The 18,128-nt window shown below is 52.2% G+C and carries 17 protein-coding genes; 7 read left to right on the top strand and 10 right to left on the bottom strand.

The window, feature by feature from the left end:
- Positions 1-71: 71 nt before the first annotated feature.
- From nadC to hofC, 4 genes are all read left to right on the top strand, one after another.
- Positions 72-965, top strand: a complete 894-nt coding sequence (nadC, locus tag AL515_RS05610; protein ID WP_048213473.1) for a carboxylating nicotinate-nucleotide diphosphorylase — start codon at positions 72-74, stop codon at positions 963-965.
- A 227-nt stretch (positions 966-1,192) separates the two neighbouring features.
- Positions 1,193-1,630, top strand: a complete 438-nt coding sequence (gene ppdD, locus AL515_RS05605) for a prepilin peptidase-dependent pilin (RefSeq protein WP_061067252.1) — start codon at positions 1,193-1,195, stop codon at positions 1,628-1,630.
- A 9-nt stretch (positions 1,631-1,639) separates the two neighbouring features.
- Positions 1,640-3,025, top strand: coding sequence for a type II secretion system protein GspE (gene gspE / locus AL515_RS05600; protein WP_061067251.1), 1,386 nt, complete (start codon positions 1,640-1,642; stop codon positions 3,023-3,025).
- Complete coding sequence (gene hofC, locus AL515_RS05595) at positions 3,015-4,217, top strand: protein transport protein HofC (RefSeq protein ID WP_061067250.1); 1,203 nt, start codon at positions 3,015-3,017, stop codon at positions 4,215-4,217. Before gspE ends, hofC begins: the two co-directional genes overlap by 11 nt.
- A gap of 107 nt (positions 4,218-4,324) precedes the next feature.
- Here the strand turns inward: hofC and AL515_RS05590 are convergent, their stop codons facing one another.
- The gene (locus AL515_RS05590; protein ID WP_040229985.1) at positions 4,325-5,368 is read right to left on the bottom strand and encodes a GMP reductase; all 1,044 of its coding nucleotides are present in this window, start codon (positions 5,366-5,368) and stop codon (positions 4,325-4,327) included.
- A 225-nt stretch (positions 5,369-5,593) separates the two neighbouring features.
- On the opposite strand from AL515_RS05590, the gene coaE reads away from it, so the two are divergent.
- The 3 genes from coaE to yacG are packed head-to-tail and all read left to right on the top strand — an operon-like array spanning position 5,594 to position 7,161.
- Complete coding sequence (coaE, locus tag AL515_RS05585) at positions 5,594-6,214, top strand: dephospho-CoA kinase (protein WP_061067249.1); 621 nt, start codon at positions 5,594-5,596, stop codon at positions 6,212-6,214.
- Positions 6,214-6,957 carry a cell division protein ZapD gene (gene zapD, locus AL515_RS05580; RefSeq protein ID WP_048212687.1) on the top strand — a complete coding sequence of 248 codons (744 nt, stop codon included), beginning with the start codon at positions 6,214-6,216 and terminating at the stop codon, positions 6,955-6,957. The genes coaE and zapD overlap by 1 nt, the downstream gene beginning before the upstream one ends.
- 9 nt (positions 6,958-6,966) lie before the next feature.
- Positions 6,967-7,161, top strand: coding sequence for a DNA gyrase inhibitor YacG (gene yacG, locus AL515_RS05575; RefSeq protein ID WP_005124648.1), 195 nt, complete (start codon positions 6,967-6,969; stop codon positions 7,159-7,161).
- An 87-nt stretch (positions 7,162-7,248) separates the two neighbouring features.
- Here the strand turns inward: yacG and mutT are convergent, their stop codons facing one another.
- From mutT to murC, 9 genes are all read right to left on the bottom strand, one after another.
- Positions 7,249-7,638 (bottom strand): 8-oxo-dGTP diphosphatase MutT, encoded by a 390-nt coding sequence (mutT, locus tag AL515_RS05570; RefSeq protein ID WP_048212688.1) that lies wholly within the window; start codon positions 7,636-7,638, stop codon positions 7,249-7,251.
- 56 nt (positions 7,639-7,694) lie between these two features.
- Entirely contained in the window at positions 7,695-10,400 is a 2,706-nt protein-coding gene (gene secA, locus AL515_RS05565) for a preprotein translocase subunit SecA (protein ID WP_061067248.1), read from the bottom strand.
- Between the two features lie 60 nt (positions 10,401-10,460).
- The gene (secM, locus tag AL515_RS05560) at positions 10,461-10,967 is read right to left on the bottom strand and encodes a secA translation cis-regulator SecM (RefSeq protein ID WP_061067247.1); all 507 of its coding nucleotides are present in this window, start codon (positions 10,965-10,967) and stop codon (positions 10,461-10,463) included.
- A gap of 283 nt (positions 10,968-11,250) precedes the next feature.
- Positions 11,251-12,168, bottom strand: coding sequence for a UDP-3-O-acyl-N-acetylglucosamine deacetylase (gene lpxC, locus AL515_RS05550; protein WP_061067246.1), 918 nt, complete (start codon positions 12,166-12,168; stop codon positions 11,251-11,253).
- A 100-nt stretch (positions 12,169-12,268) separates the two neighbouring features.
- The gene (gene ftsZ, locus AL515_RS05545) at positions 12,269-13,420 is read right to left on the bottom strand and encodes a cell division protein FtsZ (RefSeq protein ID WP_003018753.1); all 1,152 of its coding nucleotides are present in this window, start codon (positions 13,418-13,420) and stop codon (positions 12,269-12,271) included.
- A gap of 185 nt (positions 13,421-13,605) precedes the next feature.
- Positions 13,606-14,868 (bottom strand): cell division protein FtsA, encoded by a 1,263-nt coding sequence (ftsA, locus tag AL515_RS05540; RefSeq protein WP_003018755.1) that lies wholly within the window; start codon positions 14,866-14,868, stop codon positions 13,606-13,608.
- On the bottom strand, positions 14,865-15,698 hold the full coding sequence (gene ftsQ / locus AL515_RS05535) for a cell division protein FtsQ (protein WP_048212692.1): 834 nt from the start codon (positions 15,696-15,698) through the stop codon (positions 14,865-14,867). Before ftsQ ends, ftsA begins: the two co-directional genes overlap by 4 nt.
- A 1-nt stretch (position 15,699) precedes the next feature.
- The gene (locus AL515_RS05530; protein ID WP_061067245.1) at positions 15,700-16,620 is read right to left on the bottom strand and encodes a D-alanine--D-alanine ligase; all 921 of its coding nucleotides are present in this window, start codon (positions 16,618-16,620) and stop codon (positions 15,700-15,702) included.
- Positions 16,613-18,088 carry a UDP-N-acetylmuramate--L-alanine ligase gene (murC, locus tag AL515_RS05525; RefSeq protein ID WP_061067244.1) on the bottom strand — a complete coding sequence of 492 codons (1,476 nt, stop codon included), beginning with the start codon at positions 18,086-18,088 and terminating at the stop codon, positions 16,613-16,615. The genes AL515_RS05530 and murC overlap by 8 nt, the downstream gene beginning before the upstream one ends.
- Positions 18,089-18,128 lie beyond the last annotated feature (40 nt).

Here is an 18,128-nt window from a genome sequence, read left to right as displayed (position 1 = left end):
GGTGGTGCTCATATCAGGTTCAGGGTAGCATGTTTCCACCTTATGATTCGTTAGCAATTTGGAGTTTTATCATGCCGCCTCGCCGCTATAACCCTGACTACCGACGTGACGCGCTGTTGGAACGCATAAATCTGGATATCCCTGCCGCTGTCGCTCAGGCGCTGCGTGAAGATTTAGGCGGAGAAGTTGATGCCAATAACGATATCACCGCACAGCTTTTACCCGAAGATATGCGCTCCCACGCTACCGTAATTACCCGTGAAGATGGCGTTTTTTGTGGGAAGCGTTGGGTGGAAGAGGTCTTTATTCAACTGGCTGGCGATGATGTCAGCGTCACCTGGCATGTCGAAGATGGCGACAGCATTAAGGCTAATCAGCCGCTGTTTGAACTGGACGGCCCTTCCCGCGTACTGCTGACCGGTGAACGTACCGCACTCAACTTTGTGCAAACGCTGTCTGGCGTAGCGAGTGAAGTCCGTAAATACGTCGACCTGCTGGCGGGGACAAAAACCCAGCTGCTGGATACGCGTAAAACCCTGCCTGGGCTGCGTACGGCGCTGAAATACGCGGTATTGTGCGGCGGCGGCGCAAATCATCGTCTGGGGCTTTCTGACGCTTTCCTGATCAAGGAAAACCACATTATTGCGTCTGGTTCGGTGAAACAGGCCGTGGAAAAAGCCTTCTGGCTGCACCCGGATGTGCCGGTTGAAGTCGAAGTAGAAAGCCTGGATGAACTGGACGACGCGCTGAAAGCCGGGGCGGACATCATCATGCTCGACAATTTCGAAACCGACCAAATGCGCGAAGCGGTCAAACGTACCAACGGCCAGGCGCGTCTGGAAGTTTCTGGTAACGTCACCTATGAAACGCTACGCGAATTCGCGGAAACCGGCGTGGATTTCATCTCTGTGGGCGCGCTGACCAAGCACGTTCGCGCGCTCGACCTCTCGATGCGTTTTCGCTAATCGCTGACTGTTCTGCCCGATGGCGCTTCGCGTATCGGGCCTACAGCCCCCAGCCGTATACGCCGCCGATCGGCAGTTTATTCGAGCGTCTTCGCAAATACGTTGTCTGATTCTGTAATTTCGTAACATTCATCTGAACCGGCCTTCTCGTTCTATTTTTTGCCCCTCGCCTAAAATCCCTTCGATTTGCCAAAGTAGCGCCAGCTAACTCAAGGAGCAAATCAACAATGAACAAACAACGAGGCTTCACGCTTATCGAACTGATGGTGGTCATTGGCATCATTGCCATCCTCAGCGCTATCGGCATCCCCGCTTATCAAAACTATCTGCGCAAAGCCGCGCTGACAGACATGCTGCAAACCTTTGTCCCCTACCGTACTGCCGTCGAACTCTGCGCGCTGGAGCACGGCGGAACAGAAACCTGTGATGCCGGAACAAATGGCATCCCCTCTGTGACCACCACCCGCTATGTCTCAGGTATGAGCGTGGAAAAAGGCGTGGTCAGCCTCAGCGGGCAGGAAAGCCTGAACGGGCTAAGCATCACCATGACGCCGGGTTGGGACAACGCCAACGGCATAACGGGCTGGAATCGCAACTGCTCTATCCAGAATGACAGCGCGCTGCAACAGGCTTGCGAAGACGTTTTTCGTTTTGATGCCAACTAAGGAAAAGAGATGAATACCACCCAACTAACGGCGCTGTGCCAGCGCTATCAGGCCATATTACTGGATGCAGACAATGACGCGGTGCATATCGCCGTTGTGGATGCCCCTTCCCACGAACTGCTGGATGCACTGCATTTTGCCACGACCCGACGCATCGATATTGTGTGCTGGACGCGTCAGCAAATGGAGGGCCACACACACGCGCCGCGTAAAATGCTCCCGGCCATCATCACAGAAAGCAGCGCAACTGCCGCAGGGTTGCTGAACCATGTTTTTCAATCCGCATTGGCACAACGGGCTTCTGATATTCATATTGAACCTGCGGAGAATCACTACCGGATCAGGATACGTGTGGATGGCGTACTACACACATTACCGGAAGTCACAACCGAGATGGGCATTGCTCTCACTGCAAGATTAAAGGTATTAGGCAGTCTGGATATTGCCGAGCACCGACTCCCGCAAGATGGACAATTTACCGTGGAGATTTCAGGTGACCCCATTTCGTTTCGCATCGCCACGCTGCCTTGCCGATGGGGTGAAAAAGTAGTGCTACGCCTGCTTCATCAGGTTAATCAAACGCTGGAGGTCAACGCACTGGGCATGCATGAGGCACAGTTGGCTGCGTTTTCACAAGCATTACAGCAACCACAGGGTTTGATTCTGGTCACCGGGCCGACCGGGAGCGGCAAAACGGTTACCCTGTACAGTGCGCTACAAACCCGAAACACCCCCGATGTGAATCTCTGTAGTGTAGAAGATCCGGTCGAGATCCCCATTGAAGGACTCAATCAGACACAAATCCATCCCCGCGCCGGACTTAATTTTCAGGGTGTATTACGTGCACTACTGCGCCAGGATCCCGACATTATTATGGTAGGCGAAATCCGCGACGGCGAAACAGCTGAGATTGCCCTGAAAGCCGCACAAACCGGTCATTTGGTTCTTTCGACACTGCATACCAATTCCACCAGTGAAACACTGATACGCCTGCAGCAAATGGGGGTGGCACGCTGGATGATTGCCTCCGCGCTGACATTAATAGTTGCGCAGCGATTAGTCAGAAAATTATGCCCACATTGTCGGCGACGACTTGATACTCCCATAACACTCCCGGCAACACTTTGGCCCACGCCACTACCGCGTTGGCAGGCACCCGGTTGCCAACACTGCTATCACGGGTTTTATGGTCGAACCGCTCTGTTTGAAGTACTGCCCATTACGCCTGCGTTGCGGCAACGTATTGCCGATGGTTCATCCGCAGACGTTGTGGAATCGGATGCTCAGCAAGCGGGCATGAGTACTCTTTTCGAGGATGGCTGTCAGGCTGTGGAACAAGGGTTAACGACATTTGAAGAACTGATCCGCGTACTGGGCACGCCCCATGCCAACTAAACACCTCTGGCGCTGGCAAGGAATAACCCACGAAGGTCAACCTGTAGCAGGGATGCTATGGGCTGATACCCGACCATCGCTCCTGTTTGTGCTCGAACAGCAGCAGATTACGCCAATTCACATTAACCGGATGCGCGTTAAAACCTCGCACTGGAGCAGAGCAAACAGTGCCGAAGCCATACGCCAGTTGGCAACACTGCTTAAAGCGGGATTGACGCTTTCCGCTGGGTTAACTCTGCTTGCTGAACAGCATCCCAGCAACCAGTGGCAGGCATTACTGCGCACGCTGGCTTACGATATGGAACAAGGCATTGCGCTGTCAGCCTCGCTTTCGCGGTGGCAACACGTATTTCCCCCGCTGTACCAGACAATGATCCGCACCGGAGAACTAACGGGCAAACTGGATGACTGCTGCTTTGAACTTGCCCGTCAGCAAAAAAACCAACAGCAACTCGCTGATAAAGTCAAAAAAGCACTACGCTACCCCATTATCATTCTTGCCATGGCGATAATGGTCGTGCTGGCGATGCTGCATTTTGTGTTACCTGAATTTGCCGCCATCTATCGCACGTTCAACACCCCGCTACCGACGCTCACTCAGTGGATTATGGCCGCGGCACACTACAGCAGTCGATGGGGATGGCTGGCAGGGTTGCTCTGCCTGGTGCTGGGAACAACATACGGGTTGATAAAGCAGAAACCCTACTGGCTTATTCTGCGTCAGAAAATACTGCTGCACTTCCCCATCATCGGGCCGATGGTCAGGGGGCAAAAACTTACACAGATCTTCACCGTACTGGCATTAACACAAAACGCGGGCATTCCCTTTCTGCAAGGTCTGGAGAGTGTCACTGAAACCCTTAACTGCCCTTATTGGTCCCAACGTTTGGCACAGGTGCATCACGATATCAGTGCCGGGAAGCCGGTATGGCTGGCGCTTAAAAATAGCGGTGAATTTAGTCCACTTTGCTTGCAACTGGTGAGAACCGGTGAAGCTTCCGGCTCTCTGGATGCGATGTTGCAAAACCTCGCCCGACATCACAGCGAGTACACGCTATCTCAGGCCGAAAATTTGGCGTCATTACTTGAGCCAGCCTTGCTTGTCATTACGGGGTTGATTATCGGTACGCTGGTTGTGGCAATGTATCTACCGATTTTTCATCTGGGAGATGCAATGAGTGGTGTGGGATAAATTTAAATGTCGGATGACGGCATAAACGCCTTATCAGGCCTACACAGAGCATGAGCGTAGGCCTGATAAGCTGTGCGCCATCAGGTGTTTAACAGTACGACCTGTTCTTACAGGCTATTGAAAACGCGGTTTTCTTGTTCCTGTACACGAATAAACGTTGTACGTTTGGTCAGCTCTTTCAGACGGGATGCACCGACATAAGTACAAGCAGAACGCAGTCCGCCAAGGATATCGCGAGCGGTATTATCAACCGGGCCACGCAGCGGCAGCTTAACGGTTTTACCTTCAGCTGCACGATACTGAGCAACACCACCAACATGGCGCGTCATAGCAGACTCAGAGCTCATCCCGTAGAACAGCATGAATTTCTCACCGTTCTCTTCAACGATTTTACCGCCGCTTTCTTCATGGCCGGCCAGCATGCCGCCGAGCATCACGAAGTCCGCACCACCGCCAAACGCTTTTGCCACATCACCCGGCATTGTGCAGCCACCGTCGCTGACAATCATACCACCCAGGCCATGCGCTGCATCAGCACATTCAATGACGGCAGAAAGCTGCGGATAGCCAACGCCGGTTTTTACGCGGGTGGTACATACAGAACCTGGGCCAATGCCCACTTTGACGATATCAGCACCGGAAAGCACCAGTTCTTCACACATCTCGCCGGTGACCACGTTGCCAGCACAGATCGTTTTTGTCGGCCAGGCCGCACGTGCTTTCGACACAAACTGAACAAAATGCTCTGAATAGCCATTTGCCACATCAATGCAGATAAAGTTCAGCGCTGGATTCAATGCCAGAATCTGTTTGGTTTTTTCGAAATCAGTGTCCGACGTCCCGGTTGAAACCATCACGTGTTTCAGTACATCGGCTGAGGAATCTGCAATGAAAGCGGCCCAGTCTTCAACAGAATAGTGTTTATGCACAGCGGTCAGGATGTCGAAGGAGGCAAGCGCCGTTGCCATGGCAAACGTCCCAACGGTGTCCATGTTCGCGGCGATAATCGGCACGCCGGACCAGGTCTGACCTGAATGTTTAAAGGTGAATTGACGTTCCAGTTCAACATCGGAACGACTTTTGAGAGTAGAACGCTTAGGGCGGATAAGAACGTCTTTGAAACCTAACTTCAGATCTTCTTCGATACGCATGTGCGGATTCCTGGGGTTAATGGCGAAAAATCGAAACTCACAACTCCAGTGACGCTATCATACGCACTAATCAATGCCGCGCAAGACTGCGAAATTCTCTTTTTTTACGCTACAATCCCATAAATTTACCTGGCGAATAGTAGGTTAATCCTGCAGCAGCCTCGCCTTCGCACGCTTAACTTTTAACTGTTTGATAATCAAACTTAAACTCCAGGATCTGCATCTATGAGGTATACGGTAGCCTTAACCGGCGGCATTGGCAGTGGTAAAAGTACCGTTGCAAATGCGTTCGCTGACCTCGGAATAAACATCATTGATGCAGATATTATTGCGCGCCAGGTGGTTGAACCCGGCACACCCGCCCTTAAGGCGATTGCAGAACATTTTGGTTCCGAGGTGATAGCCACAGACGGATCGTTGCAGCGACGCATTTTACGCGAACGCATTTTTTCCGATCCTGATGAGAAAAAATGGCTAAATGCCTTGCTCCACCCACTTATTCAGCAGGAAACACAGCATCAGTTTCAGCAAGCGACCTCTCCTTATCTGTTATGGGTCGTCCCCTTGTTGGTAGAAAACGCGCTGTATAAAAAAGCCGATCGTGTACTCGTCGTGGATGTCACCCCTGAGACTCAACTCAGGCGAACCATGCAGCGCGATGATGTTACGCGCGAGCACGTTGAACAAATTTTGGCTGCCCAGGCAACACGTGAAGCACGCCTTGCCGTGGCAGATGATGTTATTGATAATAATGGCGCACCGGATGCTATCGTCTCGGATGTCGCCCGCCTGCACGCACTCTATTTGCAATTCGCGTCGCAGTTTGTCTCACAGGAAAAACCGTAATGCACACCCAGGTCCTTTTTGAACACCCTCTCAATGAGAAGATGCGTACATGGTTGCGCATTGAGTTTCTGATCCAACAACTCTCCATTAATTTGCCCATTGTGGATCACGCAGGTGCACTGCATTTTTTCCGCAATGTGGGGGATTTACTGGATGTATTTGAACGTGGCGAAGTCCGTACTGAACTCCTCAAAGAGCTGGAAAGACAGCAGCGAAAACTTCAGGCCTGGGTTGAAGTTCCCGGCGTCGATCAAAGCAGAATCGACTCTTTACGTCAGCAATTAAAAAGTGCGGGCAGTATTCTGATTTCTGCCCCGCGCATCGGACAAACCCTGCGTGAAGACCGTCTGATTGGCCTTGTTCGTCAGCGTTTAAGTATTCCCGGCGGATGCTGCAGTTTTGATTTGCCGACTTTACATATCTGGCTGCATCTGTCACAGACTCAGCGTGACACACAGGTTGAGACCTGGCTTGCCAGCCTGAACCCGCTCAACCAGGCATTGTCTCTGGTCCTGGATTTAATCCGCAACTCAGCACCGTTTCGTAAGCAAACCAGCCTGAATGGTTTTTACCAGGACAACGGCGATGATGCAGACCTACTGCGTTTACAGTTGCCGCTCGCTTCGCAGCTTTATCCGCAAATATCGGGTCATAAGAGCCGCTTTGCCATTCGCTTTATGCCACTGGATAGCGAGAATGGTCAGGTGCCTGAGCGCCTCGATTTCGATCTGGCGTGCTGTTAAGGAGTTAAGATGTCTGAACAAACTATCGTAAACTGCCCAACCTGCGGTAAAGCAGTCGTGTGGGCAGAAGTCAGTCCGTTTCGTCCATTCTGCAGCAAACGTTGTCAGTTAATCGACCTGGGTGAATGGGCCGCGGAAGAGAAGCGTATCCCAAGCTCCGGCGATCTGTCAGAAAGCGATGACTGGAGCGAAGAGCAGAAGTAATTCAGCGACAACGGCAGGCCGGATAAGCGTTGCGTCCCCGCAATAATTTGCCGGATGCGGCGTTGCCTTATCCGGCCTACAACACCATTAGCCAGCAATCAACTTTTCAATGACCGGCGCATTCGCGGGCGGGAAATCCTGCGCATTCAGAGCGGCTTGCGCAATCCACTGCGCTGGCTGCCCCTCTTTTCCCCATGGCTCTCCTTCCCAGCTTTCAACCAGCCAGAACCACAGCGTGATATGTCTGTCCGGAAACTGATACTCCAGCTTTTCGAACAATGAGCTTTGAGTCGGCGTAATACCAACTTCTTCCTGTAGCTCGCGAACCAGCGCCTGTTCCGGCGTTTCGCCCGCTTCTATTTTTCCGCCGGGGAACTCCAGCTTATTTGCCATATGAGCATCGGCGGCACGCTGAGTGATAAAAATCTCGTTGTGCTTATTACGAATAATTCCAACAGCGATTTGCAGTACTTTCATATTTATCGTCCATAAAAAAGGCGCAGAATTCTGCGCCTTTTCAGTGAGTTATTTTCTTAGCTCAGACGGCCATGGCACTGTTTGTATTTTTTACCGGAACCGCAAGGGCACGGATCGTTACGTCCCACTTTACGATCGCCGGTTTGTGCCGCCAGCTCTTCTGCGACAGCAGACTCATCATCTTTGTGGCTCAGTTGCTGCATCTGCGCTAAACGCTCAGCATCTTCGCGACGCTGCTGCTCCATCGCTTCTACTTCTTCAGGCATACGCACCTGAACTTTGCTCAGGGTGCTGATCACTTCGTACTTCAGTGATTCCAGCATTGATGCAAACATAGAGAAGGATTCGCGTTTATATTCCTGCTTCGGATCTTTTTGCGCATAACCACGCAGGTGGATACCCTGACGCAGATAGTCCATCGCCGCAAGGTGCTCTTTCCACAAGGAGTCGAGAGTTTGCAGCATCACGCCTTTTTCGAAGTGACGCATCATCTCTGCGCCCACAACGTCTTCTTTACGCTGATAAACTTCTACGGCGTTTGCCAGAATACGTTCGCGCAGCGTTTCTTCGTGCAGCTCAGGCTCTTTATCCAGCCACTCTGAAATCGGCATCTCGAGGTCGAAATCATTTTTCAGACGTTCCTGCAGACCCGGGATATCCCACATTTCTTCCAGAGACTGCGGCGGAATATAGGCATCAATCGTTGCTTTGAAGACATCTTCACGGATGCTGTTGATGGTCTCGCTAACGTCAGATACGTCCAGCAGTTCGTTACGCTGGGTGTAGATTGCGCGACGCTGGTCGTTGGCGACATCATCATATTCCAGCAATTGCTTACGAATGTCGAAGTTGCGGCTTTCTACTTTACGCTGCGCGTTAGCAATCGCTTTGGTTACCCATGGATGTTCAATCGCTTCACCTGGCTTCATACCCAATTTACGCATCATGCCAGACACGCGGTCGGAGGCAAAAATACGCATCAGCGCATCTTCCATCGACAGGTAGAAACGAGAAGAACCCGCATCCCCCTGACGACCGGAACGGCCACGCAGCTGGTTATCGATACGGCGAGATTCATGACGTTCGGTACCAATGATGTGCAAACCACCGGAGGCCAACACCGCGTCGTGACGCACCTGCCAGTCAGCTTTAATCTGTGCGATTTGTTCTTCTGTCGGATTTTCCAGCTCGGCGACTTCTGCCTGCCAGCTACCGCCCAGCACGATATCCGTACCACGACCCGCCATGTTAGTGGCAATGGTCACGGCTGAAGGATAGCCCGCCTGTGCGACGATTGCTGCTTCGTTAGCGTGGAACTTGGCGTTCAGCACGTTATGCTTGATACCGGCTTTGGTCAGTTCGTTAGAGACCACTTCAGATTTCTCAATGGAGATAGTCCCCACCAGCACCGGCTGACCATTCGCGGTACGCTCTTTAATATCTTCGATGATCGCCTGAATTTTTTCCGCTTCGGTCATGTACACCAGATCCGGCAAATCCTTACGGATCATCGGACGGTTGGTCGGTACCACTACGGTATCCAGTTTGTAGATAGAGCTGAATTCGAACGCTTCGGTATCTGCTGTACCGGTCATACCGGCCAGTTTTTCGTACAAGCGGAAGTAGTTCTGGAAGGTGATAGAAGCCAGCGTCTGGTTTTCGTTCTGGATTTCTACGCCTTCTTTGGCTTCAACAGCCTGGTGCAGGCCGTCGGACCAGCGACGCCCCTGCATGGTACGTCCGGTGTGTTCGTCGACGATGATAACTTCGCCGTCTTTCACAATGTAGTCTACATCACGGGTGAACAGCACATGTGCACGCAGTGCAGCAGTCACGTGATGCATCAGCATAATGTTGCCCGGAGAGTACAACGACTCGCCTTCATCCATAATGCCTTCTTTCACCAGCAGTTCTTCAATCAGAACCAGACCACGTTCGGTAAGGTTAACCTGGCGCGATTTCTCATCGACAGAGAAGTGGCCTTCGCCCTGGAATGTGTCAGAATCTTCCTTCTCCTGACGGATCAGGTTTGGAATGATTTTGTTCACTTTCTTGTACATTTCCGAGCTGTCTTCAGCCGGGCCGGAAATGATCAGCGGAGTACGTGCTTCATCGATCAGGATGGAGTCGACTTCATCGACCAGCGCATAATGCAGTTTACGCTGAACGCGCTCTTCCGGGCTAAACGCCATGTTGTCGCGCAGGTAGTCAAAGCCGTATTCGTTGTTGGTACCGTAAGTGATGTCAGCATTGTAAGCTTCACGCTTGGCCGGAGCCGGCAGACCTGACATGTTGATACCTACGGTCATACCGAGGAACTCAAACAGTGGGCGGTTATTTTCGGCATCACGCTGAGCCAGGTAGTCGTTCACGGTAACCACGTGTACACCTTTCCCGCTTAATGCGTTCAGGTAGGCTGGCAACGTTGCGGTCAGTGTTTTACCTTCACCGGTACGCATTTCTGCGATACAGCGATCGTTGAGGACCATACCACCCAGCAGCTGAACGTCGAAGTGACGCATACCGAACACACGCTTACTCGCTTCACGGACTACCGCAAATGCTTCCGGGATCAGGCTTTCCACGCTGGCACCTTTTTCCAGACGGGCGCGGAATTCAGCGGTCTTCGCTTTCAGCTCATCATCGGAGAGTTTTTCCATCTCCGGTTCCATCGCGTTGATGACGTTGACCACTTTGCGCATACGACGCAGCGTACGTTCGTTACGGCTACCGAATACTTTCGTTAATAATTTGATTAGCATAATAAAATCTCAAACGCCCCGCGGTGCGGAGTCAAAAATTATAAGTTGGAAGGTTCTTTTTTAGCTGAGGCGTTGAGGACCAGCGCGGATACCCTGCTGCTGGCTTATCCAGACAGGAACACTAAACGCGGCCTGAGAAGTGAAATGGGCATATGTCACGCGACTTACTGTCGCCGGCGGTCTGCCTTCCTGCGTCAGCATCGCGCTAAGCGTATTCAGTAACGCAAGATGGTGCGCCTGGATTGGCAACGGCTCTTCGGCAACGGGCAGCGCCTGAGGGGCCATAGCAAAAGAAAGATGGCGTATAACCGTACGAATGGCATGTTGATGCCAATAATCAACAGTAAAATTCGGGCGACGGTTAGTGGCTTCCAGCAAAGCAAGCTGGTTAAAGTTAACTTTAGCGCCTTGATCGTGATTGCTGGCGGTCGCCTTCGCGGGGGTATTAGGTTCAGCAGCATTACCGATCGCGGGCAGGCCAAAACTTGCCGCGACCATCCCTAATAAGAGATGCGGCCAGAAGTACCGTCTGCCTAACTGTCGCCAGCGCGTCAGTATTCCACTCACGTTATTGCCACCTGATCTACCCTGCGTTTGGGGTTATAAATGCAAAACCATTTTTTGCGCACAAATATTACCATTAATGCGTTCGCACCACAGCAGTAATGACGCAAGTCGCGGGTAAATATGCTTAAGAAAGCAGCGATCGCTCAGTATTTTAATCTGACAGCGGGAAAAAAGTCGCATCGAAAAAGACGGTGAGCTATTGGAGGATAAAAAAAACGACTGGCTCACCTGGCCGGAGAGAGTGCCAGATTTACCAGTCGAATTTATACGACAACGTATGTCGTTATGCCAGTACGGTCGAAGGCGCTTTGAACGCCAGCGGCAGTTCTGCGTCGTCCTGGAAGGTCACATATTCCCAGGCTTCCTGTTTTGCCAGGACCGCCTGCAACAGTTTGTTATTCAATGCATGACCGGATTTATACGCGGTAAATGCACCAATAATGTTGTGACCACACATGAACAAGTCACCGATCGCGTCGAGCATTTTGTGACGAACGAATTCATCTTCAAAACGCAGGCCGTCTTCGTTCAGTACGCGATAATCGTCAACAACGATGGCACAATCGAAGCTGCCGCCCAGGCACAGGCCGCGGGACTGCAGATATTCGATATCACGCATGAAGCCGAAAGTACGCGCACGGCTGATCTGACGCATGAACGCATCAGCAGAGAAGTTCATCGCATAGCGCTGGGTGCTGGAGTCGATCGCCGGATGGTTAAAGTCGATGGTGAAATCCAACGTAAAACCATTAAACGGCTTAAACTCAGCCCACTTGTCGCCATCTTCGACGCGAACGGTCTCTTTGATGCGGACAAATTTCTTCGCACTGTTCAGTTCTTCAATACCTGCATCAAGCAGCAAGTAGACGAACGGAGCAGCACTACCATCCATGATCGGGATTTCCGGGGCATTAACCTCAATAACGATGTTATCGATACCTAAGCCCGCCAGAGCAGCATTAAGATGCTCAACGGTTGAAATCCGCACATCATGCTCGTTGACCAGACACGTACAGAGCATGGTATCACGCACAGATTTGGCATCGGCCGGGAAATCTACCGGAGGATTCAAGTCGGTGCGACGATAGATGACCCCGGTGTTGGCCGGCGCAGGGCGTAATGTCAAGGTGACTTTTTTGCCGGTATGTAAACCGACGCCAGTCGCCTGAACGATACGTTTAAGAGTCCTTTGTTTGATCATCGTATAATCTCGCCAAATTACCTATCCAACCGAAGTGTACTATACATTCGGTGGGCCAGTTTAGCACAAAGAGCCACAATCCCCAAATTCCAGCTAATTCTTAATCAGCTTGCTTACGCAGGAATGCAGGGATATCCAGATAATCCGGCTCTTTAGTGGTCTGCGGCGTATTGTCGTTAACCACCTTCGCTACCGGTTTTTGCTCTTGCGTCAACGGCGCCATGCCGTGCTGCTGGTAACGATCCATTACCGGCTGCTGAACCTGCTTGTTGGTCACCAGAGTGATTTCAGGACGCTTGTCCATACCAATTCCAGTGGCAACAACGGTAACGCGCAGTTCGTCGTTCATATCCGGGTCCAGAGAAGTACCGATAACCACAGTCGCGTTATCCGATGCAAATGCACGGATGGTGTTACCCACGGTTTCGAACTCATCCAGACGCAGGTCGAAGCCCGCAGTAATGTTAACCAGCACGCCACGCGCGCCAGACAGATCGATATCTTCCAGCAGAGGTGAAGAGATAGCCATTTCAGCCGCTTCTTCAGCGCGATCTTCACCGCTCGCCACGCCAGAACCCATCATCGCATAGCCCATTTCGGACATCACGGTGCGCACGTCTGCAAAGTCGACGTTCATCAGGCCCGGACGGGTAATCAGTTCAGCGATACCCTGGACTGCGCCTTTCAGCACATCATTCGCTGCGCCAAACGCATCCAGCAGGGAGATACCGCGACCCAGCACTTTCAGCAGTTTGTCGTTCGGAATAGTAATTAGAGAGTCCACATGTTTGGACAACTCGGTGATACCCTGCTCCGCAAATGCCATACGCTTCTTGCCTTCAAAGTTGAAAGGCTTAGTCACGACAGCAACGGTCAGAATACCTAAATCTTTTGCTACTTCAGCAACCACTGGCGCTGCACCGGTCCCGGTCCCGCCGCCCATGCCTGCTGCGATGAACACCATGTCTGCGCCGTCAAGCGCTGCACGCAGAGCTTCACGGTCTTCGTCTGCCGCATTGCGACCGACTTCCGGGTTTGCACCCGCGCCCAGACCCTTGGTGATGCCGCTACCAATCTGAATGGTCTGTCCAACCGCCGTTTTACGCAACGCCTGAGCGTCGGTATTCACCGCGAAGAATTCAACACCTTCGATGCGCTCGCGCACCATGTGTTCAACGGCATTACCGCCGCCGCCGCCGACGCCGATGACTTTAATCACCGCGTCATTGGTCAGTTCCATAGGTTCAAACATAGTTTCTCTCTCCGTTTTACACTTTATCCTTCAAGCCGCCTCTTTGTTGGCTGCCTTCACTCACTCCCGTCACATAGTAAACTATGTTCCAGGAGATTCGCTCAGTTGCCGTCGCGATGCAACTTGAATGACGTTGTGTATGTGCCTGTCGCCTGAGGCCGTAATTATTGCCGGCCTCATAAAAATTAAAACTCTTTTCGCAGCCAACTATTGAGTCGTTTAATCCACGAACCAACTGATGCCGTTACACGTTTTTCAACTTCAGCTTCACCACTTAAATGGGATTCTTTCCCGTAATGAAGCAACCCCACTGCCGTTGAATAATACGGCTCCTGGGCATAATCTGTCAGACCGGTAATATTGAGCGGCGCACCAATACGCACCTGCGTATGAAACACGCGCTGAGCGCAGGCCGCAAGACCTTCAATTTGCGCAGCACCACCGGTTAACACAATCCCCGCCGCCAGATGATGTTTCACACCCTGCTGGCGAAGTTGTTCCTGTAATTGCAAAATTTCTTCGTTGACCAGGTTAAGCAGCTCGGTATAACGCGGCTCAATGACCTCAGCCAGAGTCTGACGTTGCAGACTGCGTGGCGGACGACCACCGACGCTTGGCACTTCAACGCTCTCATCTTTACCAACGATAGAACCCAGCGCACAACCATGACGCACTTTGATGGCTTCAGCATCGCTCGGCGGCGTACCAAAGGCATACGCGATATCGCTGGTGACCACATTCCCTGCATAAGGGATTACTTTGGTATGGCGCAACGCCCCGCCAGTATAAACGGCGATGTCCATTGTACCACCACCAATATCGACCACGCAGACACCCAGCTCACGTTCGTCTTCCGTTAACACGGAATAACTGGCTGCCAACCCGGCAAATATCAGTTGGTCAACTTTCAGGCCACAGCGTTCAACGGCTTTGACGATGTTCTTCGCCATGTCGTTGTGGCAGGTAATCAGATGTACTTTTGCCTGCATACGCACGCCGGAAAGCCCGACTGGATTTTTAATGCCTTCCTGGTAGTCAATGGCGTATTCCTGTGGAATAACGTGCAGTACACGATGTTCATCGCGCACACGTACGGATTTTGCCGTATGCACAACATTTTCCACATCTTCCTGGGTCACTTCCTCTTCGGAAATGGGCACCATACCAATTTCATTCTGACAGCTAATATGTTTACCTGAAAGCGCCAGATACACTGAGGAAATCTGGCAATCTGCCATCAGTTCAGCCTGGTCAATGGCGCGCTGTACGCATTTCACCACTGACTCAAGGTCATTCACCCCACCTTTATCCATACCTCGCGATGGGCAACTGCCCACGCCAATGATATTGACCATACCGTCGGGCAGAACTTCCCCTACTAAAGCGGCTACCTTCGCGGTGCCAATCTCCAGTCCAACTACCAGTTTTCTGTCCGTCGCCTTGATCATTGTTGTTCTGCCTGTGCCTGATTCTGTTGCTGATTAGATTCCTCAGGAGGCAAGGGAACCCAGCCTACTGCCGCTCCTGAGTCATAACGCAAATCAACGTAGCTAATCCGTTTGCCATCGGTTTGCGCCTGCTGCTGTAAAACCGGGTAGAGTTCCACAAAGCGAGCCAAACGTTTTATCGTATCGCCCCTGCCAAGATTGAGCTTAATATCGTTATTAAGCGTTAACTGCCAGGAACGACGAGCGGTCATCGCCGCTTCCTTCAGGGTGAATCTATCCTTAGCCAGCACCTGCCCCATATCGCGGAACCCTTGCAACACTTCACTCGCGCTGCCTTCCGGGCCATACAACATGGGTAATACCTGCTTATTGGCCCGACCGGTTGGGACGCTGAACGTATTGCCATCGGCATCCACCATATGTTGGTCATTCCAACGCGCTATTGGCACATATTCAACCAGATGAATCTTCAATTCATCAGGCCACTGCTTTCTGACGCTCGCCTGCTTAATCCAGGGAAGGCGTTCAATCTGACTCTGAATGATGTTCACATCCTGAGTCATAAAGGTTCCCGGAGCGCCCAGCGCCAGAATGGACTGACGAATATCGTCATTGCGCGTGTAATGTCGCTCACCGGTCAATACCAGCTTCGACAATGGCAAACGCTGCGCATCTTCCATCCATCCCAACACGACCCAGCCGCTGACAAACACGGTGCACAGCACTGTCAGCAGGAACAGTATTCCTGCAAGACGCGTTCCATTATTGCGGCGTGAGGAGTTTACTTCTTCTTCATCACCGTTTCGCGTGTTCAGCGCAGCCTGCGACATATCAGTCCGCCAACGCCAGAATTCGAACCACCAACTGCGAGAAGCTCAGGCCCGCCTGACGTGCCGCCATCGGCACCAGACTGTGGCTGGTCATACCCGGAGAGGTATTCGCTTCCAGCAGATAAAACTGGCCATCGCTGTCCAGCATGACGTCAATACGGCCCCAGCCTTTACAGCCCAATGCGTTCCACGCATTCAGGACTAACGCCTGTAATTCGGCCTCCTGGCCAACTTCCAGACCTGCAGGGCAGAAATATTGTGTCTCATCAGACAGATACTTCGCCTCATAATCATAGAAGGTTCCCGCAGGTTGGATACGTATTGACGGTAAAATTTCTTCGCCGAGTATCGCAACTGTGAATTCTGGCCCACTGAGCCATTTTTCAATCAGTACTTCTTCATCATGCTGAAAAGCCAATACTAATGCAGTTTGCAAAGCATTTTCTTCTTCAACTTTTGACATCCCGACGCTGGAACCTTCACGGCTTGGCTTCACAATCAACGGCAAGCCTAACGCAGAAACTCTCGTAACCACTTCATCGCTAAGTCCTTTTTCAAACTCAGCACGGGTCAATGCCACCCATGGCGCAACGGGCAATCCAGCCCCCTGCCACAGCAGCTTGCTGCGCAGCTTGTCCATTGAGATAGCCGATGCCATAACGCCGCTACCGGTATACGGCAGGCCGATCTGCTCCAGCATGCCCTGCAACGTACCATCTTCACCGCCGCGACCGTGCAGAGCAATAAACACCTTCTGAAAACCCATTGATTTCAGAAGAGTGACATCAACCTCTTTCGGGTCAACCGGATGGGCATCTACACCACCTTCACGCAACCCGGCGAGTACAGCCGCGCCAGAATTCAGCGACACTTCTCGTTCTGCGGAGGTGCCCCCTAACAGGACCGCGATTTTATCAGCCATGTTGTTCCTCCTCCGGGTTTTGCGGCTTCAGTTTGATTTCAGCTAAGGAACGTGCGATTTTGCCGATATTTCCAGCACCTTGCACCAAAATCAGATCGTTGCCGGTTAATACCGGTGCCAGCATTTCCGCTACCTGGGCCGGATCGGACACCAGAATAGGATCGATCTTACCGCGACCACGAATGGTACGGCACAGCGAGCGGCTATCTGCACCCGGAATCGCGGCTTCGCCCGCGGCATACACGTCCAGCATCAGCAGCGCATCAACCTGTGTCAGCACATTGGCAAAGTCGTCGTACAAATCGCGTGTACGCGTGAAGCGGTGCGGCTGGAACAGCATCACCAAATTTTTGTCCGGCCAACCTGCGCGTGCGGCTTTGATCGTGGCGTCCACTTCCGTTGGGTGATGGCCATAGTCATCGACCAGCATCGCAGTTCCGGCTTTCCCGTTCACCGGCTCAAGCGGGAACTCGCCGAGGAAGTCAAAACGACGCCCGGTCCCCTGGAAACTTTCCAGCGCGCGTAAAATAGCCTCGTCTTCAATGCCTTCTTCTGTTGCAACTGCCACCGCCGCCGCCGCGTTCAGCGCATTGTGGCGGCCCGGCGCGTTTAACGTAACGCGTAAATCAGCCATCCCCTGGCGCAGCAGCGTGAAGTGCCCTTGTGGACCAATCTGCTGATAATCTTCGACGCGCACATCAGCATCATCGCTGAAACCATAGGTTGTGGTTTGACGACCAACCCGCGGCAACAACTCGCGGATCACCGGATCGTCAACGCACATCACCGCACGACCATAAAACGGCAAGTTATGCAGGAAATTAATAAACGTCTGCTTTAAATTTTCGAAGTCGCCATGGTAGGTATCCATATGGTCAGCTTCGATATTGGTGACAATCGCCACCATCGGCTGCAAATGCAGGAACGACGCGTCGCTCTCATCCGCTTCGGCAATCAAATAACGGCTATGCCCCAGACGAGCATGGACGCCTGCTGCTTTCACCAAACCGCCGTTGACGAAAGTCGGATCCAGACCCGCTTCCGCATAGATGCTGGAGACCATCGCCGTGGTCGTGGTTTTACCGTGGGTCCCGGCAATGGCGATACCGTGACGAAAACGCATCAACTCTGCCAGCATCTCCGCACGGCGGATCACCGGGATACGCGCTTCATGGGCCGCAACAATTTCCGGGTTATCCGCAGAAATAGCGCTGGACACCACCACCACGCTCGCATCACGCACGTTTTCCGGGCGATGATTAAAGAAAATCGTGGCGCCCAGATTCGTCAACTGCTGCGTCACCGGATTCGGCGCTAAGTCAGAACCGCTGATCTGATAACCTTCATTGGCCAAAACTTCGGCAATACCGCCCATACCGGCACCACCGATGCCGACAAAGTGGATGTGCCGAACGCGACGCATTTCGGGCACGATGGAACGCAGTTTTGCCAGTTGTTGTGTATTCATTCTTTAGCCATTAACTTCTCAGTTCATGCGATGCAAAAGG

This window comes from Citrobacter sp. FDAARGOS_156, assembly GCF_001559235.2.
In the GTDB taxonomy this organism is placed as follows: domain Bacteria; phylum Pseudomonadota; class Gammaproteobacteria; order Enterobacterales; family Enterobacteriaceae; genus Citrobacter; species Citrobacter youngae.
The sequence above is the reverse complement of the archived record's forward strand: the minus strand, read 5'-3'. Positions and strand labels throughout refer to the sequence as shown.

Bases quoted from the DNA above. Each gene is read 5' to 3' on its own strand.
- ftsZ (WP_003018753.1), bottom strand. From the start codon at position 13,420: ATGTTTGAACCTATGGAACTGACCAATGACGCGGTGATTAAAGTCATC.
- yacG (WP_005124648.1), top strand. From the start codon at position 6,967: ATGTCTGAACAAACTATCGTAAACTGCCCAACCTGCGGTAAAGCAGTC.
- AL515_RS05530 (WP_061067245.1), bottom strand. From the start codon at position 16,620: ATGGCTGATAAAATCGCGGTCCTGTTAGGGGGCACCTCCGCAGAACGA.
- secA (WP_061067248.1), bottom strand. From the start codon at position 10,400: ATGCTAATCAAATTATTAACGAAAGTATTCGGTAGCCGTAACGAACGT.
- ppdD (WP_061067252.1), top strand. From the start codon at position 1,193: ATGAACAAACAACGAGGCTTCACGCTTATCGAACTGATGGTGGTCATT.
- ftsA (WP_003018755.1), bottom strand. From the start codon at position 14,868: ATGATCAAGGCGACGGACAGAAAACTGGTAGTTGGACTGGAGATTGGC.
- hofC (WP_061067250.1), top strand. From the start codon at position 3,015: ATGCCAACTAAACACCTCTGGCGCTGGCAAGGAATAACCCACGAAGGT.
- lpxC (WP_061067246.1), bottom strand. From the start codon at position 12,168: ATGATCAAACAAAGGACTCTTAAACGTATCGTTCAGGCGACTGGCGTC.
- zapD (WP_048212687.1), top strand. From the start codon at position 6,214: ATGCACACCCAGGTCCTTTTTGAACACCCTCTCAATGAGAAGATGCGT.
- murC (WP_061067244.1), bottom strand. From the start codon at position 18,088: ATGAATACACAACAACTGGCAAAACTGCGTTCCATCGTGCCCGAAATG.
- AL515_RS05590 (WP_040229985.1), bottom strand. From the start codon at position 5,368: ATGCGTATCGAAGAAGATCTGAAGTTAGGTTTCAAAGACGTTCTTATC.
- gspE (WP_061067251.1), top strand. From the start codon at position 1,640: ATGAATACCACCCAACTAACGGCGCTGTGCCAGCGCTATCAGGCCATA.
- coaE (WP_061067249.1), top strand. From the start codon at position 5,594: ATGAGGTATACGGTAGCCTTAACCGGCGGCATTGGCAGTGGTAAAAGT.
- mutT (WP_048212688.1), bottom strand. From the start codon at position 7,638: ATGAAAGTACTGCAAATCGCTGTTGGAATTATTCGTAATAAGCACAAC.
- nadC (WP_048213473.1), top strand. From the start codon at position 72: ATGCCGCCTCGCCGCTATAACCCTGACTACCGACGTGACGCGCTGTTG.
- ftsQ (WP_048212692.1), bottom strand. From the start codon at position 15,698: ATGTCGCAGGCTGCGCTGAACACGCGAAACGGTGATGAAGAAGAAGTA.